The following is a 21732-nucleotide window of genomic DNA, read 5'->3' on the forward strand; positions in this document are numbered from 1 at the left end:
CGCGGTCGCGCCAGATGGCCTGGCGCGGGTCGAGCGGCCCGCCAACACCGTTCGCCGTACGGACCGCTGACGGGCTGACGGACACCCGCGAGAGTGCCGGGATGGCGAGCGTGCCGCCGAAAAATCACGTGCCGTGCTTTCCGTGGAGGTGCAGACTCGCAGCATGGCGGAGATGCGGGCGTTCCGTGACGCGGTCGGTGTCTGGGCGGCCGGCGGTCCCGGCGAGCCGGCGGCCGATCTGGCCGTACGACTGGGGGTACGGACGGCCGTACTGCTGGAAGGCCTGAGTGACCTCGCGGCCGTAGAGGCGCTGGCCGCCCGGCGTGGCCGGGACCTGGACGCCGAGGGGGTGTGCGTCGTACCGATGGGCGGGGCGATGAGCGTCGGCCGCTACGCCGGGCTCCTCGGACCGCCCGGCCTCGGCCTGCGCCTGGCGGGACTGTGCGACGAGGGCGAGCTGGGCTTCTACGAACGCGGCCTGGAGCGGGCGCGGGTACCATATTGGGGCTTCTACGTGTGCGTGACGGATCTGGAGGACGAACTGATCCGCGCGCTGGGCCCGGCAAGGGTCGAGGAGATCATCCGGGCCGAGGGCGACTTCCGTGCCTGGCGGACCTTCCTGTGCCAGCCCGCACAGCACAGCCGGCCCCGGCGGCAGCAGTTGCGGCGCTTTCTCGGCACGAAGAGAGGCCGCAAGATCCGTTACGGCCGCCTCCTCGTCGAGGCCCTCGACCCCGAACAGGTACCGACCCCGCTCGACGACCTCCTCACGAGCCTGTGAGTCGGTGGATGAGGAAGGCTGTGGCGACGACGGTGAGTGGGCGCGGGTCGTCGGTGAGCTGAGCGGGTCACGCCGTCCGGTCGGCTCCGGCCCGCACGCCGACACCGGTCCCGGCGTCGGTCCCGGCGTCCGTCCCGGCGTCGGTCCCGGGGGAGAAAACGACGATCCCGTAGTACCGTCACGCACGACGGCGGGCGCGGGAAGAGGAACCCATGAACCAGGACTCAGGCGAAGCCGCACGCCTCGAGGACGCGGTGCTCACGCGCGCCGCACAGGCCGGCGAGGTCAGCGCCCTGGGGCTGCTGCTGGAACGGCACCGGGCAGGTATGCGCGCGGTGGCGTTGAGCATCCTCGGGCCGGGGCCCGACGTCGACGACGTGGTCCAGGACGCGGCCGTGACCGCGCTGCGCCGCGTGCGCGACGTCCGCGACCCGGCGGCCGTGGGCGCATGGCTACGGATGATCGTGCGCAACGCCAGCCGATCCCTGTTGCGCTCCTCCGTTCCCTCCCAGCCGATCGACGATCTGCAGCTGCCGTCCACTGACGCCGCTCCGGAACGGTGGCTGGAGCACCACACGATGCGCAACTGGATCTGGGAGGCCATGGAGGAGCTCTCTCCCACGCTGCGCCTGCCCTTGGTGCTGCGCCACTTCAGCACCACCGTCACCTCCTACGAGCGGATAGCCGACGCCTGCGGGGTCCCGGTCGGTACGGTCCGCAGCCGGCTCAGCCAAGGACGGGCCAGGCTCGCGACCGCCCTCGCCGCCACGGCGGACGCCGCGCACGGTGACACCGCACAGCGTGTCCGCGCCAGCCGTGCCGAGGCGCACGAGACGCTGGCCGCCGCCGAGAGCGGACGCTTCGGCGCGCTGATGGCGGAGCGCTGGTCGCCCGGGATCACCCTGCTCAGGGGGAACCAGCCAGTGGGTGGGAGCGGCGTCCTGGCACGCGGCATGGACGGCGACCTCGAGGCCGGTGTACGCCAGCGCCTCGTGCATGCCGTGGCCGGCCGCTCCCTTGTCGTCTGGGAGATGGACCTCCTCAATCCCGCGGACGACCCCGGCCACTGCCCACCCTCGGTGGCCTGGCTGATGACCCTGGACGACGTCGGCCGTCCGCACCGGCTGCGCCTCCTGCACCCCGCGCCGGTGCGGGCCCTCCAGTCGCTCACCCCGATGTGACGGGCCTCACGCGAATCGGATCGAACTTCGTCCTCGCCCCCGCGTCCTGCCGGTGTCATCGACACCTAGTGGACACGGAGATCCCATGACCGCCTTCGAGGCCGACCCTCTGGCCGCGGGAACGCACATCGTCGAGATCGACGGAGTGGCGCAGCGCTATCACGTCCACGGCACGGGACCGGTGTGCGTCGCGCACTCCGGCGGGCCGGGCATCGACTGGGAGTACCTGCGCATGCCCGCGTTGGAGCGCGCCCTGACGATGGTGTACCCGGAGCCGATCGGGAGTGGCGCCTCCGCCCGTCTGCCCTCCCACCCCCACGGCTACACCCGGGCCCGCTACAGCCGGTTCCTCGGCGCGCTGATCGAACACCTCGGCGTCCCCGAGGTACACCTCCTGGGTCACTCGCACGGCGGCTTCGTCGCCCAGTACCACGCCCTGCACCACCCGGAGCGCGTCGCCGGGGTGATCCTCTACGAGAGCGCGCCACTGACCGGTCCCGAACACGTCGCCGAGGCCATGCGCCTGGTGCAGTCGTTCGCGGCGCGGCACGCCGACCATCCCGGACTCCCCGAGGTCCTGGCCGCTTTCCAGGCGATCCCGACCATCTCCGACGACGTACGGATGACCGCCGTCGCCAAGGGTCTGCTCCCCTCGTACTTCGCCGACTACTGGGGCCGGGAGGAGGAGTTCGCCCCCTTCCGTGCCTCCGTGCGGGCCTCCCACATCTCCGGGCTGGACGAGAACCTCTCTCCCGACGTCATCGACGACCGTGCGGGCCTCGGCTCGCTCACCGTGCCGGCTCTCGTCGTCGTCGGCCGGCATGACGTCATCTGCGGGGTGCGGTGGGCCGAGGCACTGCACCGTCTGATTCCCGGATCGGACCTGTTGATCCTGGAGAACAGCGGGCACTTCGGGCACCTCGAGGAACCGGAGGCCTTCGCGCGGGCGGTGACACGTTTTGTGACCGCCTCAGCGCCGAGCTCGGCCTGACCTTCGCGTCGGGCACGCTCGTCGCGGACCTGGGCGGCTGCGGCTGTTGACGGCGAACCTCCTCGTCACTGGCGACCGGCGGCCGAGTCGGTGCCGGCGCGGTGCGCACCTGTCGTGGGTGCGCACCGCGCCCGGCCGCCAGTGTGGCCGTACGGACCGGACCGGACCGGACCACGGTCTCCTCGGGAAGAAAATTCTCCCGGTCGGCCCCGCCGATGTCGAGAATCCATGGCCTGCTCCGTCCCAGCACCGAACGCGTCCACAATGGGTCGCACCAGCACCGAGGAGAACCACGATGGCCAAGTACCTCCTGCTCAAGCACTACCGCGGCGCCCCGGCCCCGGCCAACGACGTGCCCATGGACCAGTGGACGCCGGAGGAGATCTCGGCCCACATGCAGTACATGCGCGACTTCGCGGACCGTCTGGAGGAGACCGGCGAATTCGTCGACAGCCAGGCGCTCGCCCCCGAGGGCACCTTCGTCCGGTACGACGGTGAGGGGCGCCCGCCGGTCACCGACGGCCCCTTCGCCGAGACCAAGGACCTCATCGCCGGCTGGATGGTCATCGATGTCGACAGCTTCGAGCGCGCCGTCGAGCTGGCAGGCGAGCTGTCGGCCGCACCCGGGGCCGGCGGCAAGCCGATCCACGAGTGGCTCGAACTCCGTCCGTTCCTGGGCGTGCACACCACCGTCACGGAGTGACCTCTCAGGTGAACGAGGCTCTGCTCCGTAGCCTCACGCCGAGCGTGCTCGGGATTCTCGTCCGCCGCGGAGCCGACTTCGCGACGGCCGAGGACGCCGTGCAGGACGCGCTGGTGGAGGCGGTCCGCGTCTGGCCGGCCACCCCGCCCCGGGACCCGAAGGGGTGGCTGGTCACCGTGGCCTGGCGCCGGTTCCTCGACGCGACCCGGGCGGACGCCGCCCGCCGCCGGCGCGAGGAATCCGTCGACGAGGAGCCGGCGCCCGGGCCGGCTCCCGCGGTGGACGACACGCTCCAGCTTTACTTCCTGTGCGCCCACCCGTCGCTGACGCCGTCGTCCGCCGTCGCGCTCACCCTGCGCGCCGTCGGCGGGCTGACCACCCGCCAGATCGCCCAGGCCTACCTGGTGCCCGAGGCGACCATGGCGCAGCGCATCAGCCGGGCCAAGCGCACCGTCTCCGGCGTTGGGGTCTCCCCTGCTCGAGCGAAGCCGGGAGCTCGGGGAAGGTTCGACCGGCCCGGCGACGTCGCCACCGTGCTCCGCGTCCTCTATCTGGTCTTCAACGAGGGCTACTCGGGCGACGTCGACCTCGCCGCCGAGGCCATCCGGCTCACCCGGCAGCTCGCGGCCGCGATCGACCACCCCGAGGTGGCGGGGCTGCTCGCCCTCATGCTGCTGCACCACGCGCGGCGCGCCGCCCGGACCGCGCCCGACGGGGGCCTGGTGCCGCTCGCCGAGCAGGACCGCGGCCGGTGGGACACCGGGGCGATCGCCGAAGGCATCGCGATCCTCCAGGCGGCCCTCGCCCGCGACCGGCTGGGCGAGTTCCAGGCCCAGGCGGCCGTCGCGGCACTCCACGCCGACGCGCCCACCGCCGAGGAGACCGACTGGGTGCAGATCGTCGAGTGGTACGACGAACTCGCGCGGCTGACCGACAGCCCGGTCGTCCGGCTCAACCGAGCGGTGGCCATCGGCGAGGCCGACGGACCGCGCGCCGGTCTGGCGGCGCTCGCGGAGCTGGACGACGCGCTCCCCCGGTACACGGCGGTGGCGGCCTATCTCCACGAGCGGGTCGGCGACCAGGAGACCGCGGCACGGCTGTACGTCGAGGCGGCCCGAAAGGCCCCCAACCTCGCCGAACGCGATCACCTGACGCGCCAGGCCGCCCGGCTCAACACTCGCGGGGGTCGCTGACGGACCGCTCGTACGCGCCCGTGATGCGGGGCGGAGGTACCCATGGCGCGGCAGCCATGTCACCGCGAGGGACGGCCGGTCCGCGGGTCACTTCCGCTCGTCGCCGGTCGATCGGGGCACGTTGAGGGCCAGTACGGCCGTGTCGTCGTCCACACCGGTACCGAAGGTGTCGAGCAGGTCCCGGATCGCGGCCACGGCGTCATGGGCCGTGGTGGGTGCCAGCTCCTGGGTGAACTCCAGGAGGGCCTCGTCGCCGTAGCGGCGCCCAGCGCTCGCGGAGTGGGCTTCCGTGAGGCCGTCGGTGTACAGGAGCAGCGTGTCGCCGGGATCGAGGCGGACCGTGGTGGTGGTGATGTGGGCGTCGGGCAGCACGCCGATCAACTGGCCGCCGGGCGTGGGCAGATAGTCGGCGCGGCCGTCCGCGCGCAACAGCAGGGCCGGAGGATGGCCCCCGCTCGCCAGGCCGACCGTGAAGCCGCGTTCGTCGCCGTCGGGGGTGAGCAGGCCGAAGATGACGGTACAGAACCGCGGGTCCTGGTCGTGATACTCGTGATTCAGGACGGTGTTGAGGTTGGTGAGCACGGCAGCGGGGTCGGGGTTGTACACGGCGGCCGCGCGGAGTGTGTAGCGGGCCAGGGAGGTGACCGCTGCGGCTGCCGCGCCTTTGCCGCAGACGTCGCCCAGGAAGAACCCCCAGGTACCGGCGGAAAGGGGGAACAGGTCGTAGAAGTCGCCGCCGACCTCGTCGGCGGAGGCGACATGGTAGTGCGCGGCGACGTCGAGGCCGGGCACGTCGACCAAGGTGGGCGGCAGAAGCGTCTTCTGCAGTGTGGCGTTGAGGCGCTTGAGGCGTTCGCGTTCCCGGTCCGATTCCTGGCGGGCGCGCAGCAGCTCGGTCTCGTACGCACGGCGGTCGCGGGCGTCGAAGACAGTGGTGCGGATGAGCAGTGGCTCCCCGCCGGTGCCCGTACGGACGGTGGAGGTCACCAGGACCGGCAGACGGGTGCCGTCGGCGGCTCTGAGTTCCAGCGCGACTCCGCTGATCTCGCCCTGCATGCGCAGCAGCGGCGCGAAGTGGGTCTCGTGGTAGAGGCGGCCGCCGACGGTGAGCAGGTCGGAGAACTTCCTGCGGCCCACCAGGTCACCGCTCGTGTAGCCGAGCCACTCCAGCAGAGTGGTGTTGATCTTCGCGATGAGGCCGTCCAACGTGGTGGAGAGGTAGCCGCACGGCGCGTGTTCGTACAGATCCTCCGCGCTGTCCTCGAGCAGCGCCGAGAACATCGCGTGGTCGTCGCCCGGCCGGCCTGGCGGGACCGAACCGTCACTCCTCCCGTCACCGTCGGGCCTGCCGGTCATCGGCCGGTTCCGGCGAAGTCCGCGATGGCCGCGGCGGTCTCCTCGGGGGCAGCGAGTTGCGGGCAGTGCCCGGTGGCGTTCAGCGTGATCAGGCGACTGCCCGCAATCCGCGACCGCACGAAGGCGCCCACCTCCGGCGGCGCGATCGCGTCGCTGGAACACTGCGCGACCAGGGTCGGAACCCGTACCCCGGCGAGGTCCTCGCGATTGTCGGACAGGAACGTCACCCGGGCGAAGACGCGGGCGATGTCCGGGTCGGTGCGGCAGAAGCTGTTGGTCAACTCCTCGCCCAGTTCGGGGCGGTCGGGATTGCCTGCGATCACCGGCGCCATGGCACCCGACCAGCCCAGGTAGTTCGCATCCAGCGACTCGAGCAGTTCCTCGATGTCCTGGGCGCTGAAGCCGCCCGTGTATCCCGAGGCCGGGTCGTCGATGAAACACGGAGACGGGGCGAGGAGGACGAGTCCGGCGAACACGTCCGGCTCCCGCGCCGCGGCGAGAACACCCATCATCGCGCTCACGGAATGGCCCACGAACGTCACGGGCCCGAGCGCCAGCTCACGGCAGATGTCCAGTACGTCCTCGGCGTAGCCGCTCATCGTCGAGTAGCGCTGCTCGCTCCACGAAGACAGGTCCGATCGTCCCGCTCCGACGTGATCGAAGAGCACCACGGTGAAATCGGGGGCCAGCAGCGGCACCACGAGCCGCCACATGTTCTGGTCGCACCCGAACCCGTGCGCGAGCATCACCACCGGGGCATCGGGGCGGCCGGTCACCGTCACATGGTTCCTGCTCCGCACGTCCATGCGGGACATCCTCGCAGACCGGCCTGGGGCCTCAAGCGCCCAGCGCCTCCGCTCGGTCCGGCGGAAGTCGAGGCCACACATTGACACGAGGAGTGACAGTACCCATACCGACGATCACGACACCTCTCCCCAAAGCGAGAGATATGCCCGATTTAAGTATTTACGTGGATCTTATGGGTAAAGGGTGGATGTATCCCCTCTCCCATGGAGGCCATCATGGCGTCAACCCATCACGCACCCATCGAAGAACACCCCGACCTGATGGAGCTGCGCGCACGGCACGACCGCGCCGCCACCACCCCACGCGCCCAGATGATCGAGGCTCTGGCCCTCATCACCGGCCTGTACCTCGCAGCGTCCCCGTGGATAGCCGGCTTCAACGGCGCCACCACGCTCGCCATCACCAACCTCATCGCGGGCATCGCCTACATGCTGCTCCTGGGAGGCCTCGGCAGTTCCTACGAGCGCACTCATTCCATGGCGTGGGCCGCTGCCGTCATCGGCATCTGGACCTGTGTCGCCCCCTGGGTGGTCGCGGGCGACGTCGCCCACACCCGCTCCATCACCAGCAACCTGATCACCGGCGCCATCGCGACCCTTCTCGCCATCGCCGCGGCCGTCGCCGCCACCTCCGCCGCCCGCGGCCACACCGAGGGCCGACGCGGCATCCGCGACCAGGACGACCGCCGCGCCATGCCACTCGGCCGCGACGACCGCTGACTCCCTCGATCCCCGCGACGCCGCCAGGAGGACCGCACGTCCTCCGCCTCCTGGCGGCCAGGGATGCCGTCGGACCCCTGAGAGGACAACGAGCCATTTGCGCGAGACCGTCGTGCGCCTTGTTCACAGTTGGCGGGACAAGACATTAAATACCGGAACATGACTACAGAGCCGCAACGCTTCCACATCCTGTTGGTCCCCGAACACGTCGAAAACAGCGGCGGTGCCTCGGTGGAGGACTCGGCCGTGCGCTCGGCGGTCGTCGAGGCGACTGGCGAGACCGGCGCCACGGGCTACCCCCGCTACGCCGGGGACGGGATCGTGGCCGACATCGACCCCCGAACACGTACGGTCGAGGCGGTACTGGTCGACGGTTCGGAGCTGGACTACGGGTTGAACGCCAGGGTCGCTTCCTGATCGGTCCTGTTCCGTCGATGCTCCCCGCGGCCGGCCATCCGCCTCCCACCCCAAGCTCGTTGCGGTTCACCGCAAGGTCGGACTCCGTCTCATGACCGCTTCGTCCTCATGACCGCTTCGTCCGGAGCTGCAGATCCACCTCCTTCTCCTGGTCACCCGACGCCGTGCCCTGCTCGTGGACGGCGAACGCGGCGCTCAGGGCTTCACAGAGCCGGTCCACGGCGACGTACCCGCCCTGCAGCGTGGCGGTGAACGAACCCTCGAGCGGGCTCGGCGCGGCGGGCATGCTCAGCCGCTCCCGCGTCGGCTCGAACTCGGCGGTCCGCACGAGAGGGTGGCCGAGCTCCTGTTCCTGGGGCACGTCGGCGGCGCCCCGGTCGGTGGGAAAGGCCGTCCGCAGGACATCGAAGACGGTGGCGGCGTCCTCCTTGGACGCTCCGGTGAGAGACACGGTGACCATCGGATTCACACTCCTTCTTGCCGAGGTACGACGGTGTTCTGCTGAGGTACGGCGGTGAACTCGGGCCTTCGCGAGGTGATCCGATCCGCCGGCCACAGCCGACCGCGCGGCAAGGGCGGTACGGCCGGCACGGACAGGCCGAACCGACGGACTCGCGTCCACAGTCGTCACCGTCCCTCCCAGCGTCCTCCGCCGGAGCTCCAGGGGCACGCGGAGCTTCGCCCCGCCGATGAGGCGTGGCCGGCCGGACCCCACCGGCTTCCACCGTGGCGGCAGCATCAGAGAAACCGGCTTAATGTGGAAATCCGGACGGCAGGTTCCTCTCCCGGAAAGGGCCGACCCGCTATGACCGGTACCGGAGAGCCCGAGGCCTCGCGCGGCATATTCACGGGGAACGCCATCAACAAGGACGTCCACGCGACGCGCGACGACGACCGCGACCGCTGCGCCCAGGGCCGGACCACCATCGCCGATGGGGTGGTCGAGAAGATCGCTGGAACGGCAGCCCGTGAGGTGATCGGCGTCCATGCGTTGGGCAGCGGAATCGCGCGGGCCTTCGGCGCCGCGCGGGAACGCGTACCCGGCACCGCAAAGTCCGTCTCACGTGGGGTCAAGGTCGAGGTCGGCGCGACGCAGACGGCCATCGATCTGGAGCTCGTCGTCGACTACGGCGTCTCCATCAAGGACGTCACGGGCGCCGTGCGGGAGGACGTGATCTCCGCCGTCGAATGGATGACCGGCTTGGAGACCGTCGAGGTCAACATCGCGGTCAGCGACGTGAAGCTTCCCGATGAACGCGATGAACCCGATGAACCCGATGAAGAAGACGAGGAGGAGCCGTCGCCGCTGCGGTAGCCGGTGCCGGTGGCCGAACGGCAGCACCCGCGGCACGAGCAGCGCAGGAAGCCCCGGTCGCGGCGTACACGCTCCTATTGGAGTGCGTGGATCGCCGCTGAGAACAGCGGGGGCATCCGAGACGCCGCGGGGACGATGAGTCGGGCGGTGCCGGGACGGCGGCTCGCGGCCAGCAGGGCACCGGTCAGCAGCCTGTGACGCCGGGTCAGCCGTACCCAGGCACGTTCGTACGCGCCCGGCCGCCCGGCGGCAAGACAGCGGACGGCGGCCCCGGCCGACGCCAACGCGAGGGCGATGCCCTCACCGGTCAGGGCGTCCAGGTATCCCGCGGCATCGCCGACGAGCAGGACGCGGCCGGCGACTCTGCGCCGCACCCGTTGCAACAACGGTCCGGCGCCACGTACCTCCGTCGCGGCCGGCCCGCGCAGCGACGCGGTGAGAGCCGGGAAGTCGGCCAGGTGATCGTCGTAGCCGCGGCGGCTGTCGCTGAGGACCGCCACGCCCACCAGGTCGTCTTCGACCGGTGTCACGTAGGCCTCGCCGTGCCGCGACCAGTGGACCTCCACGAAGTCCGTCCAGGGCTCGGCGCGGTAGTGCCGGCGCAGCCCGTACCGGCCGTGGGGACGGCCCGGCAGTTCCAGCCCCAGGCTTCGGCGCAGCGGGGAGTGCAGGCCGTCGGCGGCGATCAGCCAACGGGCCGTGATCCCGGCGGCGGTGATCGTATCCGCGCTCTGGTGAACCTCGCCGACCTTGCCGGGCAGCATCCGCACGCCGAGGCCGAGGGCCCGCTCGTGCAGTGCGGAATGCAGCGCGGTACGGCGGATCCCCAGGCCGCCGGGGCCGCGGAAGGACGCTTCGGCCCGGACGGCGCCGTCCAGGTACCGGATGCCGCGCAGTTCGCGGCCGGTGACCTCGACACCCAGTCCTCGCAGCGCGGCGACACCGCCGGGCATGACACCTTCTCCGCAGGCCTTGTCCACGGGCGCTGTCCGTGGTTCGACCACGACTGCCTCCAGACCGGCGAGCGCGGCGTGGATGGCGGCGGCAAGACCGGCCGGACCTCCGCCGCTCACGAGTACGTCGATCACGCGGGCGACGGGGTGGCCGAAGGAGGAGCGGTAGCGGTGGCCAGCGCCCGGTTCTCGCAGCGGATGCGCACGGTGAGCAGCACGGCGTCGAGCACGGTGAACACGGCCGCGGTGACCCAGGCGGTGTGCACCAGGGGCAGCGCCACGCCCTCGGCGACGACGGCCACGTAGTTCGGATGGCGCAGCCACCGCCAGCGGTAGGGGCCGCTCCTCACCAGTGGCAGGCCGGGGACGACGATCACCCGGGTGTTCCAGCGGGGCCCCAGGGTGTTGATGCACCACCACCGCAGGCCCTGGGCGGCCACCAGCACGGTCAGCATCGGCCAGGCCAGGACGGGCAGGAAGGGCCGACCGGCCAGCCACACCTCGGCCAGACAGCCGCCCAGCAGGCCGGTGTGGAGGGCGACCATCGCCGGGTAGTGGCCCTGCCCGGTCACCGTCGCGCCGCGGGCGGTGCTCCACCGTTCGTTGCGGCGGGCGACGACGAGTTCCGCGACACGTTCGGCGGCGACGGCGGCCACCAGTAGCCCGTACCAGATCATGTGTCCCGTGTCCTCCTGTCCTGTGGGTTCGACGGGTCGGGCCTACCAGCGCAACAGGACGAGTTCACAGGCGAAGCCGGGCCCCATCGCCAGCAGCACACCTGCGGTGCCCGGCGGCGGGCGGCGTTCGGCCAGGGTGTCGCGCAGTACGTGGAGCACCGAGGACGAGGACAGGTTGCCCACGTCCGCCAGATGACGCCAGGTCACATCGAGCGCGTCGTCGGGAAGATCGAGGGCCTCGGTGACGGCCTCCAGGACCTTGGGGCCGCCGGGGTGGCACACCCAGGCGGTCACGTCCTTGGGCTTCAGACCGTGGTCACCCAGGAACCCCTCGACGTCGTCGGCGAGGTATCGGCGCACCACGTCGGGGACCTGCGGGTCGAGGACCACCTGGAAGCCGGAGTCCTTGATGTCCCACCCCATGACGCGCCCGGTGTCCGGATACAGGTGGCTGCGTGTGTCCACGATCGTGGGGCCGTCGGTCCCGGCCGGGCGGTTCGCGCCGTGGGCGACGACAGCGGCGGCTCCGTCGCCGAACAGCCCGGTGGCGACCATGTTGGCCATGGAGGCGTCGTCGCGCTGGAAGGTGAGCGAACACAGCTCGACCGACAGCAGTACGCCCACGTCGTCGGGGCGGCCCAGCAGGTGGTCGTGCATGCGGGCCAGGCCCGCGGCGCCACCGGCGCAGCCCAGACCGAACAGGGGCAGTCTCTTGACGTCCGGCCGCAGTCCGAGGCGGCCGGCCAGCCGTGCGTCGATCGAGGGGGTGGCGATGCCGGTGACGGAGGTGAAGACCAGCAGGTCGACGTCGGCTGCGGACAGGCCGGCCATGTGCAGCGCGTCTCGCACGGCCTTGGCGCCCAGATCGGTGGCGGCGGCGATGAAGACGTCGTTGGCGGCGCCGAATCCGTCGAGTTCCCCGTACTGTTCGAGCGGCAACGTCATGTGGCGCGAGCGGACCTTGGCACTGCGGTGCAGCCGGTCCAGGACCCGGCGGTCGGTGCCCGTGGGCAGACAGGTACGGGCCACCATGTCGGTGATCTCGGACTGCGTGCGACGGTGCGGTGCCAGGGCACCGTGAACGGCGGCGATCCGCGTCATTTGCTTCCCGTCCGGTTGCCGACTGGGGTGGTCTGCTCTGCACGTGTTCCCCGGTCCGGTGTTCCGACACCACGGATCGCCCGTCCGGCCGTCCGTCCTGGAGCGCGCGGAAGCCGGACGAGATGACGGTCCGGCCGCCCTGGATGGGTCACCGGATGACGTCGGGGTTCCTCCGCGAATCCTGCTCCAGTCGGCGCCACTTCGTCACCAGGACGTGCTCGGGCCCGGTTCATGGACACGACCACGACAAGGACACCGAAGCAGAGGGTCGGGGACGCCTACGATCGGGGGAATGGGCACTTACGAGGAGCCGACGGCCTGCCGCACGACCGCGAGTTGGACCGTCCGAGTGGGTGGCCTGGCCGGGGCCTGCCACCCCGGTCCCGTAGTGGCGGTCACCGCCCTGATGGCCGCCCTGGCCCTGACCACGGGTCAGGGTGCCGCGCGCTGTGCCCTGACCACCGCCGCGGTGGTGACCGGGCAGTTGTCCGTCGGCTGGTGCAACGACGCGTTCGACGCACGCCGGGACATCGCCACAGGGCGCCGGGGCAAACCTGTCGTCGACGGCACGGTGGGCGTGACGCAGGTGTGGGTGGCCGCGTATGCGGCGCTGGCGCTGTGCGTGCCGTTGTCGTTCGGCTGCGGCCTGCGGGCGGGCGTCGCGCACCTGGCCGGAGTGGCGGCGGCCTGGGCGTACGACCTGCGGCTCAAGTCGACGGTGTGGTCCTGGGCGCCGTACGCGGTGGGTTTCGCCGCGCTCCCGGCGTTCGTGACGCTGGGGCTGCCAGGGCAGCCGTGGCCGGCCTGGTGGCTCGTCACCGCCGGGGCGTTACTGGGGGTCGGAGCCCACCTGGGCGATGTGCTGCCGGACATCCGCGGAGACCTGGCGACGGGTGTACGGGGGTGGCCGCAGCGGCTGGGTCCGGACGGCGCACGGCTGCTGCTGCCGGTGCCGCTGGTGACCGCGTCCGCGGTCCTGGCGCTGGGACCCGCCGGACCGCCCGGCAGGTGGGGAGTGGCGGCTCTCGCGGTGGCGGGCCTGGTCGCGGTGGCCGGGACGGCGCTCGGACGCCGTCGGGCGCGGGCGGCGTTCGCGGCCGCGGTGGCCGTGGCGGTGGTGGACGTGGCATTGCTGCTTCTGCGCGGCACCGGGATCACGTGACCGGTCGACGGCGGCCACCGGCCTCGCGCCTCGCGACGTCCACGAGCGGCGGAAGGGTTCCCGGCTTCCGGTGCGGGCGTCTGACCGCGGACTGTACCGGGGTGTTCGCCGGCCGTTCCAGGAGCAGCCCGGCGTGCGCCCCGGGCCCGCGCCCCACACGCTGGGAGGCATGGCCCCACCCCAGCCCGTGATCGTGTATCCGCCCGCAGACGACGGCGGTCGACGTGTCCGCGTGGGCGAGCATTTTCTCGGCATGGCGTACGGGCTGCTCGACGTTGCGGACTTTCTGCGGCGAGCGGGCCTGGAGGAAGCGGACAGGCAACAGGTCGCGACCTCCGGGCTGATCGAGTGGCGGGGTGGCGGCCCGGACGTGTGGGAGCACTGACCTGGGGCGTGTTGCGAAAGTCCCGTCGTCCGCCCGGAGGGCGGGCCTCGCGGCGTCTGGTGCGTGCTCTGGGGGTCCCCCCGGCCGGAGGCTGGGGGAGTGCCGGGCGGAAGCCCGCGTACTGGACGTGCTCGGGTTTTCGCCCGGTGCGGCGAGAGTGCGTGCCAGGCGTCGCGAGCAGACGGGACTTTCGCAGCACGCCCTAGGCCCGGCGGAGGGCGGTCAGGAGGAGGTCGACGAGTCGGTGGAGGGCCGTCTCGGGGCGCGTCGGCTGGAAGGAGGCGATGGCGGCGAGGCAGACGCGTACGTCGTCCACGGAGACATCGGGGCGGACGGCACCGGCGGCACGGGCGCGATCGACGAGCTGCCGCAGCGCCCGCGCCTGCTCGCGGCGGTCGGCGGCGAAGGCGGCCGCCGCCGGGTGGGGAGCCGAACAGGGCCTCGTTCAGCCCGCGGTCCCGCAGCCGGTGCTCGGCGAAGCCGCGGACGGTGCCGCTGAGCGCGCGCCAGGGGTCCGGCTCGTCGAGGGCGGCCCGCATGTCCGCGCGGCACGCCGCCACATGCTCGGCGAGTGCCACCGCGACCAGGTCGGCGCGGGTCGGGAAGTGCCGGTGGACCGTGGCGACGCCCAGACCGGCGCGGCGGGCGATCTCCCGCATCGGCAGGTCGAGCCCTTCGCCGGCGAACGCGGCGCGCGCGACGGCGACGATGTGCCGGCGGTTGTGTGCCGCGTCCGCCCGTGTTTTCCGAGTCACCGTGGTTCCCGCACCTCTCACTTCGCACTGATCCGGAACACCTGCTCCACATCCATGTCTACCGTGGGGCGGCGCCCGGGAGGTCCGGGCCGGAGAGGTCATCATGCGCGCCATACAGTTCGGCAAGTTCGGTCCCCCGGAGGTGCTCGGCGTCGGATCCGCGCCCGAGCCGCACGCGGGTCCGGGTGAGGTGCGGATCGCGGTCCGGACCAGCGGGGTGTCGCCGGTCGACCTCGCACTGCGTGCCGGTGACTCGCCCTCGCGCGACGGCCTCGACCTTCCGCACATCCCCGGCGTGGACGCGGCCGGGGTGATCGACGAGGTCGGCGCGGGCGTCCAGGGCTTCGCGGTCGGCGACGAGGTGTTCGGGGCGGTCGACGTCACCCGGCTGGGCGGGGCGAGCGCGGAGTTCGCCGTGCTGGCGTTCTGGGCGGCGAAGCCTGCCGCCCTGCCCTGGGAGCAGGCAGGCGCAGCGGCGACAGGCGTCGAGACGGCGACCCGGGCGCTGGATCTGCTGGGCGTGGGCGACGGGCGGGGCACGACGCTGCTGATCGACGGCGCGACGGGCGGTGTCGGAAGCATCGCCGTGCAGTTGGCGGCGGCACGCGGGGCGCGCGTGATCGGGACCGGTCGCCCCGGCAGCCACGATTTTCTCGCCGGTCTCGGCGCGATCCCGGTCGCGTACGGACCCGGTCTGGCCGAACGGGTCCGCGCGCTCGGCATCCCACGGATCGACCGCGCGCTCGACGTCGCCGGGGCCGGCTCGCTCGACGAACTCATCGCCCTCACGGGCGGCGCGGAGCCGGTGGTCACGCTCGCGGACTTCACGGGTCCGGGCCGCGGAGTACGCCTCTCGCTCGGTCGCTACGGAGGCGGGCCGGACGGGTGCCACGGGCTCGCGCTCGCCGCGGACCTCGCCGAGCGGGGACGATTCCGCGTACCCGTCCAGGCCGTCTTCCCCGCCGACCGCGCGGCCGAGGCGCACGCTGCCGCGGCGACGGGCCCGCGCCGCGGCAAGACCGTGCTCGATCTCGCCGGACTCACGGCCGACGTCTGACACCGGTCCCCGGTCCGGCGTCCGACACCAGTCGCACCGCCTACGCCTGACACCAGTCGCACGGCCTACGCCTGACACCATCCGCACCGCCTACGCCTGACACCATCCGCACGGCCTACGCCCGGCACCAGTCCCCGGGCTGAGGCCCTGCACCACTCCCCCGGCCGACGCCCGACACCGTGGACCGGCCGACAGCCCAGTGTCCTTGGAGGCGACAACGCGCCGCCGCCGGACGGTTCCTGCGCGAGGGGGCGCCACGCACCCTCGCGCCCCGTACCGGTCGAGGATTGCGAAGAACCGGGGCTCTCTGTATCGAGGCTTCACCAAATACCCCCTCAGAGTTCATCATTGACCGACAAGTTCTGCGGTGTGACTTCAAGACCCTTCTCCCGCAAGCCCACCCGCATCGCCATCGCGATCGGCGCCACCGTCGCAGCCGTGGGCGCAGGCACGGTCGCGGCCCAGGCCGGTGGCTGGCTCTCGGCCCCGTCCCACGACTTCGGCACGGTCTCCGACTCCTTCTCCGGTCACGGCACGCTGACCGGCAACGTTCTGCGGAACGACAACGGCGCGACCGCTGTCGTGCGCCACACCGACCCGTCCAACGGCAAGGTGACGGTCAACGCGGACGGCACGTTCTCGTACATCCCCGAGTCCGGCTTCAAGGGCACGGACACCTTCACCTACACGGCCACCGACGCGGTTCAGCTGTTCAAGGACGCTCAGGCGAACGGGACCCCCATCCCGCCGCTGACGCAGGTCGCGGGTCCGGGCGGCACCAGCACCAAGATCTCCGGTGAGGGCTTCGGCTCGTCGCTCACGCCGGTGCCGGGCAGGTCGGGCCACTTCTACGGCCTCACCGACCGCGGCCCCAACGCCGACGCTCCGGACGGCAACAAGTCCGAGATGGTCCTCGACTTCACGCCTGAGATCGGCGAGTTCAAGCTCGTCGACGGCAAGGCCCGGCTCATCAAGACGGTCACCCTGAAGGGGCCGAAGAGCCTCGGCGGTGTGTCGTACAGCGGCCGTCCGCCGCACGACACGAGCGAGACGATCGACGACCTCGCCGCGACGAACGCCAACGGCGGTACCCCCACTCCCGTGACCAGGGACCCGTACGGCTACGACTCCGAGGGCCTGGTGGCGCTGCCGGACGGCACGTTCTGGGTGTCGGACGAGTACGGCCCGTACATCACGCACTTCGACGCGCACGGCTACGAGTTGGGCCGGCTGACCCCGTACAGGAACAGCCCTGACAACGCGCACCACAAGATCCTCGGGTACCTGCCTGCCGAGCTCGCCAACCGGTCGAAGAACAAGGGCATGGAAGGCCTGACGGTCACGCCGGACGGCTCGACCCTGGTGGGCGTCATGCAGGCCGCGTTGCAGCAGCCGGATCTCGGCAGCACCAAGGCCGGCAATGTCGCGGCCACTCGTATCGTCACGGTCAACCTGCGCACGTTCCAGTCCAAGCAGTACCTGTACCTGCTGGACAACCCGGCCACCACGGGCGCCGCGAACAGCGAGATCACCGCGCTGTCCAGCACGAGGTTCCTGGTGGACGAGCGTGACGGCAACTTCGAGCCGTTCGCCCAGAAGACCCTCTACGAGGTCGACATCAACGGCGCGACCGACGTCAGCGGCCTGACGATCGGCGGCAAGTCGCCCGAGGCCCTGGTCGGGACGGCCGGCACCAACGCCGCTCTCACCTCGCTCACCGGCGCCGGTGTCCACGTCGCGCAGAAGCAGCCGTACCTCAACGTCGGCACGCTGGTGAGTCAACTCGACCCCAGCGGTGCGTTCTTCGGCCACGACAAGGTCGAGGGCGTGGCCACCGCGAACTCCGGCAAGACCGTGTACCTGTCCAACGACGACGACTTCGGCATCGACACCATCGCGGTCGACCCCGACGGGAAGTGGACGGTGCACCAGAAGGTGCTGCCGCCCACGGGGCAGGAGGACAGCGGCGAGATCCTGAAGGTGGACACCACCAAGCTGCCGGCGGTCCTCAAGACCGTCACGGTGACGGTCCACGTGCGCTGACGCACTTCACAGCCGTCGGGCTCGTCCACTCCGGTGGACGAGCCCGTCCCATGACCTGGGGTCCTCACACGCCCGGACACCGCCCGGAGTGTGACGCTCAGGCCTGCCGAAGACGGTTGTTCTCAGCCGTTGAAGCGGTCCGGGTCGGGGCCGGTCCGCTCGTCGCGGTTCAGCGCCGAGATCTCACCGATGTCGCCTTCGCCGAGTTCGAAGTCGAACAGGTCGAAATTCTCCTCGATACGCTTCTGGGTCACCGACTTGGGGAAGACGATGTCCCCTCGCTGGAGGTGCCAGCGGAGGGTCACCTGGGCGGGCGTCTTGCCCACCCGCTCGGCGATGCGCTTGATGGTCGGGTCGTCGAGGACCTTGCCCTGCGCGATGGGCGACCAGGCCTCGGTGGCGATGTCGTGTTCGGCGCCGAAGGCCCTGGCGTCGGCCTGCGTGAGGTAGGGGTGAACCTCGATCTGGTTGACCGCGGGCACCACCTCGCTGTCCTCCAGCAGCCGACGCAGGTGCTGGGGCTGGAAGTTGGAGACGCCGATGGCCTTGACCCGGCCGGAGCGGTAGATCTCCTCCAGAGCCTTCCAGGTCTCCACGAAGTCGCCCTTGCCGGGCAGCGGCCAGTGGATGAGGAAGAGGTCCAGGTAGTCGAGGGCCAGCTCCTCCATCGTGCGGTCGAACGCCTGGAGGGCGTCGTCGTGCGCATGGGCGCCGTTGTCGAGCTTGCTGGTCACGAAGACGTCGCCACGGTCGAGACCGGAGTCGCGGACCGCTTGGCCGACCTCCTTCTCGTTGCCGTACATTTCCGCCGTGTCGATGTGCCGGTAGCCGGCTTCCAGCGCGGCCAGCGTCGTCTCGCGGGTCTCCTCCGGCGGGATCTGGAAGGTGCCGAAGCCGAGCTGGGGGATCCGCACCGCGTTGTTGAGGGTGATGGCGGGGACTGCTGTCACGTCGACTCCTGATATCGCTGGTTTCACGGACCGGGGCGTGCACGCCCACGCTGCTCCCCTTCCACCTCCGCCGCAAAACATACGCATGGTCGGCTTTGCCCCCGTGTGCATGCCGCGGCACGCGGTGGCGGGCCAGGTGAAGCGCGGGCGCGGCCGACGGGAATCGGCTGCGCCGGGGCGAGTCAGTCCTGCCGGGCGTGCACGGGATTGTTCGCGACCTCGTCCGGGCACTTGCGGTGCCGGTGGTGATGATGCCGGTCCCGCTGCCAGTCGAACGTGGCGAGGGCCCAGCACGCCACCATGCCGACGAGGGCGACGACCAGCGCGGTGACAAGGGCGCCGCGATAGTCGCCGCTCCTGTTCAGCGTCAGGTAGAAGAGGCCGGGCAGGGCCGCGGTGCCCACCGCGGCGCCGAGCCGCTGACCGGTCTGCAGGGCACCGCCGGCGGCGCCCGCCATGCGCACGGGTACGTCCCGCAAGGTCATGGTGATGTTGGGAGAGACCACGAAGCCACTGCCGATGCCACCGAGGAACAGGGCCGGGGCCGCGACCCAGGGCGCGATGTCCAGGGAGACGAAGCGAAGGAGCAGCGCCGTGGTCCCGAGGCCGGCGATCACGCCCGTCAGGCCGGCCACGGTGAGGAGGCGGCCGAACCGTTCCACCATGCGGCCGGCGACCACCGCCGCGGCCGCCGAGCCGAGGGCGAAAGGGGTCACGGCGAGGCCCGAACGGAGCGGTGAGAAGTGGAGACCGTGCTGGTAGAAGAGAGCGAAGACCAACCAGACGCCACTGAAGCCCATGAAGTAGAGCGTGCCCACGCCGGCGCCCACGGCGTAGCCGCGCACGGTGCTGAACAGGCGCAGATCGAGCAGTGGCTGGTTGCCGGAGGCGACGAGGTGGCGCTGCCACTGGACGAAGCCGACGAGGAGCACGCCGCCGACCGGGAACAGCCACCACAGCCGGCCGAGGCCGCCGGAGTCCGCCTGGACCAGCGGATACATGAACGCGAGGACGCCGAGTCCGAGGAGCAGGACGCCGGCCACGTCCACGCGCCCACGCCCGGAACGCCGGATGCGCGGCAAGAGACGACGGCCGAGCAGGACGGCGAGAATTCCGATGGGGACGTTGACGTAGAAGATCCACCGCCAGCCCGCGGGCCCGGACGCCAGCGCGAGGATGGCGCCGCCGGTGATGGGACCGGCGGCGGAGGAGATGCCGACGGTCGCGCCGAAGAAGCCGAAGGCCCGACCGCGTTCGGCGCCCCGGAACATCTGCTGGATGAGCGCGGAGTTCTGGGGGGCCATGAAACCGGCCGCCAGGCCCTGGGCAAGGCGGGCCACCACCAGCAGCATGATGTCGGGGGCCACACCGCAGGCGGCGCTGCAGACCACGAAGCCACTGAGCGCCAGCAGGAAGATGCGACGCCGGTCCAGGGCGTCACCGAGGCGCCCAGCGGTGACCAGGGCGAGGGCGAACGTGAGGGCGTACCCGGACACCACCCACTGCACCTGCGCGGGTGAGGCGTGCAGATCCCGTTGGATGGTCGGCAGGGCGACGGCCACGATCGTCACGTCCAGCAGACTCATGAAGCCGGCCACCAACGTGACCCACAGGGCCCGCCACCGCCGTGGATCCGGCTCGGACCCGGCCTCCTGAGCGGCCGGTTCCCGGCCACCGGCCGCTGACGTCGACGGCGTCACATGGGCTCCTCTCACCTGGGGAATCGAGTTCCCCCAGCGGCGTACGAGCACACACCCAGTGTCCAACCCGAGCCGCTCGCGTGTAGGCCTTGGGCCCGTCCGGTCGTACGTCGCACCCTCTTCCGGGACTCGTCGCACCCTCTCCACCGCACACGGGGCGTCCATGTCCGACGTGACCGTGTCAGGAGTGACGCCGGCCTCGCCGTCACTCGGCCCCGAGACCGGCGCGGTCCCCGGTCTCCTCGTGTCCGGTGAACATGTCGATCAGCCCATGGGGTGCGTTGTCGCCGAAGAGGAGCTCGTGCAGCTCGACACCATCGGCGGCGGCCTCGGCGCTGCGCGGGAACAGGGCCTGCTCGTACGCGGTGAGCGCGGCTTCGACGTCGTCGGGACGCGCGGCGATGGCCTTGCCGAGTTCCGCGCCGTCGTACATGGCCAGGTTGGCGCCTTCGCCGTTCGGGGCCGAGAGGTGGGCGGCGTCGCCGAGCAGGGTCACCCCCGGCACCCGATCCCACTGGTGCTCGATGGGCAGGGCGTTGAGGGGGCGCAGGATCGGCGCGGTGTCACTGTCGGTGATCAGCGCGGTGAGCTCCGGCGCCCACCCGTCGAACTCCTCGGCGATCCGGGCGCCGGCCGCGACGGAATCGCTGAAATCGATACGGGCGAACCAGTCCTGCGACCGCGAGAGCGCCACGTAGGTGTGCAGGGTCCCGCCGCTCTCCCGGTGAGCCTGGATCCCCTTGCCCGGCGCGAGCGCGAACAGCGACCCGCCGCCGACCGCTTTCGCGGCGGCCGGGTGCCGGGTGTCGGCGTCGAACAGGCAGGTCTCGACGAACGACCTGCCGATGTACTCGGGTGCCGCGTCGGAAACCATCGGCCGGACCCGTGACCACGCGCCGTCCGCGCCGACCAGCAGACTCGCGACGACGGTACCGCCGTCGGCGAAGGTCACCTCGCGGCGGCTGTCGCCGAGGGCGCGGACACCGCTGACCTTGCGTCCCCACTGGACGGTGCCGGCCGGGAGTGAGTCGAGCAGGATCCGACGAAGCTCGCCGCGCTGCACCTCGGGGCGCCCGGCCGTGCCGTCGTCGGGTTCGTCGAGCAGAACGGTCCCGTCCCGGTCGAGCACCCGTGTCGCCTGGCGGCCCTCCAGGATGAGGCCGCGGAACTCTTCGAGCAGGCCCGCCGCCCGCAGGGCCGGTTGGCCGTTGTGGTCGTGGATGTCGAGCATGCCGCCCTGAGTGCGGGCGGCCGGCGAGGTCTCGGCCTCATAGACCGTCGCCGGGATGCCGTGGACGTGGAGGACGCGGGCGAGGGTCAGTCCTCCGAGCCCGGCGCCGATGATCGTGACATCAGTGGTCATGGTGGTTCCTTGCCTGTCGCACGCCTGCCGGACGGTCACCCGTCGGGTCGTCGTTGGATTGGAATGCCGTTCCAAAGCACCTTGGAACAGCGTTCCAGCGATGTCAAGCTGGAACAGCGTTCC

The 21732-nt window shown here is 71.4% G+C and carries 22 protein-coding genes and 1 pseudogene; 12 read left to right on the forward strand and 11 right to left on the reverse strand.

Features of this window, described 5'->3' with window-relative positions; translation table 11 throughout:
• The first annotated feature begins 163 nt into the window (after positions 1-163).
• The 5 genes from HEP85_RS01910 (at position 164) to HEP85_RS01930 (ending at position 4849) form a co-directional block, all read left to right on the forward strand.
• Positions 164-781: a TOPRIM nucleotidyl transferase/hydrolase domain-containing protein gene (locus tag HEP85_RS01910; protein ID WP_168525590.1), complete on the forward strand. Its 618-nt coding sequence runs from the start codon at positions 164-166 to the stop codon at positions 779-781.
• A gap of 212 nt (positions 782-993) precedes the next feature.
• Positions 994-1962, forward strand: coding sequence for an RNA polymerase sigma factor (locus tag HEP85_RS01915; RefSeq protein WP_168525592.1), 969 nt, complete (start codon positions 994-996; stop codon positions 1960-1962).
• Between the two features lie 85 nt (positions 1963-2047).
• Positions 2048-2953 (forward strand): alpha/beta fold hydrolase, encoded by a 906-nt coding sequence (locus tag HEP85_RS01920; RefSeq protein ID WP_168525594.1) that lies wholly within the window; start codon positions 2048-2050, stop codon positions 2951-2953.
• A gap of 295 nt (positions 2954-3248) precedes the next feature.
• The gene (locus HEP85_RS01925) at positions 3249-3656 is read left to right on the forward strand and encodes a YciI family protein (RefSeq protein WP_168525596.1); all 408 of its coding nucleotides are present in this window, start codon (positions 3249-3251) and stop codon (positions 3654-3656) included.
• Between the two features lie 8 nt (positions 3657-3664).
• The gene (locus tag HEP85_RS01930) at positions 3665-4849 is read left to right on the forward strand and encodes an RNA polymerase sigma factor (RefSeq protein ID WP_369658102.1); all 1185 of its coding nucleotides are present in this window, start codon (positions 3665-3667) and stop codon (positions 4847-4849) included.
• 87 nt (positions 4850-4936) lie between these two features.
• Here HEP85_RS01930 and HEP85_RS01935 read toward each other — a convergent pair whose 3' ends face one another.
• Positions 4937-6205: a PP2C family protein-serine/threonine phosphatase gene (locus HEP85_RS01935; RefSeq protein ID WP_168525598.1), complete on the reverse strand. Its 1269-nt coding sequence runs from the start codon at positions 6203-6205 to the stop codon at positions 4937-4939.
• Positions 6202-7011, reverse strand: coding sequence for an alpha/beta fold hydrolase (locus tag HEP85_RS01940; RefSeq protein WP_168525600.1), 810 nt, complete (start codon positions 7009-7011; stop codon positions 6202-6204). Before HEP85_RS01940 ends, HEP85_RS01935 begins: the two co-directional genes overlap by 4 nt.
• Before the next feature lie 216 nt (positions 7012-7227).
• Here HEP85_RS01940 and HEP85_RS01945 point away from each other — a divergent pair, with 216 nt between their 5' ends.
• Both HEP85_RS01945 and HEP85_RS01950 read left to right on the forward strand, forming a co-directional pair.
• Entirely contained in the window at positions 7228-7731 is a 504-nt protein-coding gene (locus HEP85_RS01945) for an SPW repeat protein (RefSeq protein ID WP_211117784.1), read from the forward strand.
• Between the two features lie 159 nt (positions 7732-7890).
• A complete protein-coding gene (locus HEP85_RS01950; protein WP_168525602.1) occupies positions 7891-8148 on the forward strand; it encodes a hypothetical protein in 258 nt (85 codons plus the stop codon).
• A gap of 106 nt (positions 8149-8254) precedes the next feature.
• Here HEP85_RS01950 and HEP85_RS01955 read toward each other — a convergent pair whose 3' ends face one another.
• Complete coding sequence (locus HEP85_RS01955) at positions 8255-8608, reverse strand: hypothetical protein (RefSeq protein ID WP_168525604.1); 354 nt, start codon at positions 8606-8608, stop codon at positions 8255-8257.
• Positions 8609-8911: 303 nt separating this feature from the next.
• Between HEP85_RS01955 and HEP85_RS01960 the strand changes: the two genes are divergently transcribed.
• A complete protein-coding gene (locus tag HEP85_RS01960) occupies positions 8912-9463 on the forward strand; it encodes an Asp23/Gls24 family envelope stress response protein (RefSeq protein WP_369658103.1) in 552 nt (183 codons plus the stop codon).
• Between the two features lie 74 nt (positions 9464-9537).
• Here HEP85_RS01960 and HEP85_RS01965 read toward each other — a convergent pair whose 3' ends face one another.
• From HEP85_RS01965 to HEP85_RS01975, 3 genes are read right to left on the reverse strand one after another with little or no spacing between them, the layout of a single operon-like run.
• A complete protein-coding gene (locus tag HEP85_RS01965; RefSeq protein WP_168525608.1) occupies positions 9538-10551 on the reverse strand; it encodes an NAD(P)/FAD-dependent oxidoreductase in 1014 nt (337 codons plus the stop codon).
• A complete protein-coding gene (locus HEP85_RS01970) occupies positions 10548-11093 on the reverse strand; it encodes an isoprenylcysteine carboxyl methyltransferase family protein (RefSeq protein ID WP_168525610.1) in 546 nt (181 codons plus the stop codon). Before HEP85_RS01970 ends, HEP85_RS01965 begins: the two co-directional genes overlap by 4 nt.
• A gap of 42 nt (positions 11094-11135) precedes the next feature.
• Positions 11136-12194, reverse strand: coding sequence for a type III polyketide synthase (locus HEP85_RS01975; protein ID WP_168525612.1), 1059 nt, complete (start codon positions 12192-12194; stop codon positions 11136-11138).
• 292 nt (positions 12195-12486) lie between these two features.
• Between HEP85_RS01975 and HEP85_RS01980 the strand changes: the two genes are divergently transcribed.
• Both HEP85_RS01980 and HEP85_RS01985 read left to right on the forward strand, forming a co-directional pair.
• Entirely contained in the window at positions 12487-13356 is an 870-nt protein-coding gene (locus HEP85_RS01980) for a UbiA family prenyltransferase (protein WP_168525614.1), read from the forward strand.
• 169 nt (positions 13357-13525) lie between these two features.
• On the forward strand, positions 13526-13741 hold the full coding sequence (locus HEP85_RS01985; protein WP_168525616.1) for a hypothetical protein: 216 nt from the start codon (positions 13526-13528) through the stop codon (positions 13739-13741).
• 202 nt (positions 13742-13943) lie between these two features.
• Here HEP85_RS01985 and HEP85_RS01990 read toward each other — a convergent pair whose 3' ends face one another.
• Both HEP85_RS01990 and HEP85_RS01995 read right to left on the reverse strand, forming a co-directional pair.
• Entirely contained in the window at positions 13944-14114 is a 171-nt protein-coding gene (locus HEP85_RS01990) for a hypothetical protein (protein ID WP_348772498.1), read from the reverse strand.
• A gap of 265 nt (positions 14115-14379) precedes the next feature.
• Positions 14380-14610: pseudogene (locus HEP85_RS01995) on the reverse strand (hypothetical protein); the annotation flags it as partial.
• Between HEP85_RS01995 and HEP85_RS02000 the strand changes: the two are divergent.
• Positions 14600-15553, forward strand: coding sequence for an NADP-dependent oxidoreductase (locus HEP85_RS02000; RefSeq protein ID WP_168525618.1), 954 nt, complete (start codon positions 14600-14602; stop codon positions 15551-15553). The pseudogene HEP85_RS01995 and the gene HEP85_RS02000 overlap by 11 nt on opposite strands.
• Positions 15554-15922: 369 nt before the next feature.
• Positions 15923-17596 (forward strand): esterase-like activity of phytase family protein, encoded by a 1674-nt coding sequence (locus tag HEP85_RS02005; protein WP_211117786.1) that lies wholly within the window; start codon positions 15923-15925, stop codon positions 17594-17596.
• A 122-nt stretch (positions 17597-17718) separates the two neighbouring features.
• Here the strand turns inward: HEP85_RS02005 and HEP85_RS02010 are convergent, their stop codons facing one another.
• The 3 genes from HEP85_RS02010 to HEP85_RS02020 form a co-directional block, all read right to left on the reverse strand.
• The gene (locus tag HEP85_RS02010) at positions 17719-18546 is read right to left on the reverse strand and encodes an aldo/keto reductase (protein WP_168525620.1); all 828 of its coding nucleotides are present in this window, start codon (positions 18544-18546) and stop codon (positions 17719-17721) included.
• Between the two features lie 182 nt (positions 18547-18728).
• Entirely contained in the window at positions 18729-20246 is a 1518-nt protein-coding gene (locus HEP85_RS02015) for an MFS transporter (protein WP_168525622.1), read from the reverse strand.
• A gap of 205 nt (positions 20247-20451) precedes the next feature.
• Complete coding sequence (locus HEP85_RS02020; protein ID WP_168525623.1) at positions 20452-21609, reverse strand: NAD(P)/FAD-dependent oxidoreductase; 1158 nt, start codon at positions 21607-21609, stop codon at positions 20452-20454.
• Positions 21610-21732: the final 123 nt, after the last annotated feature.

Source organism: Streptomyces sp. RPA4-2, assembly GCF_012273515.2.
GTDB classification, from domain to species: Bacteria; Actinomycetota; Actinomycetes; order Streptomycetales; family Streptomycetaceae; genus Streptomyces; species Streptomyces kaempferi.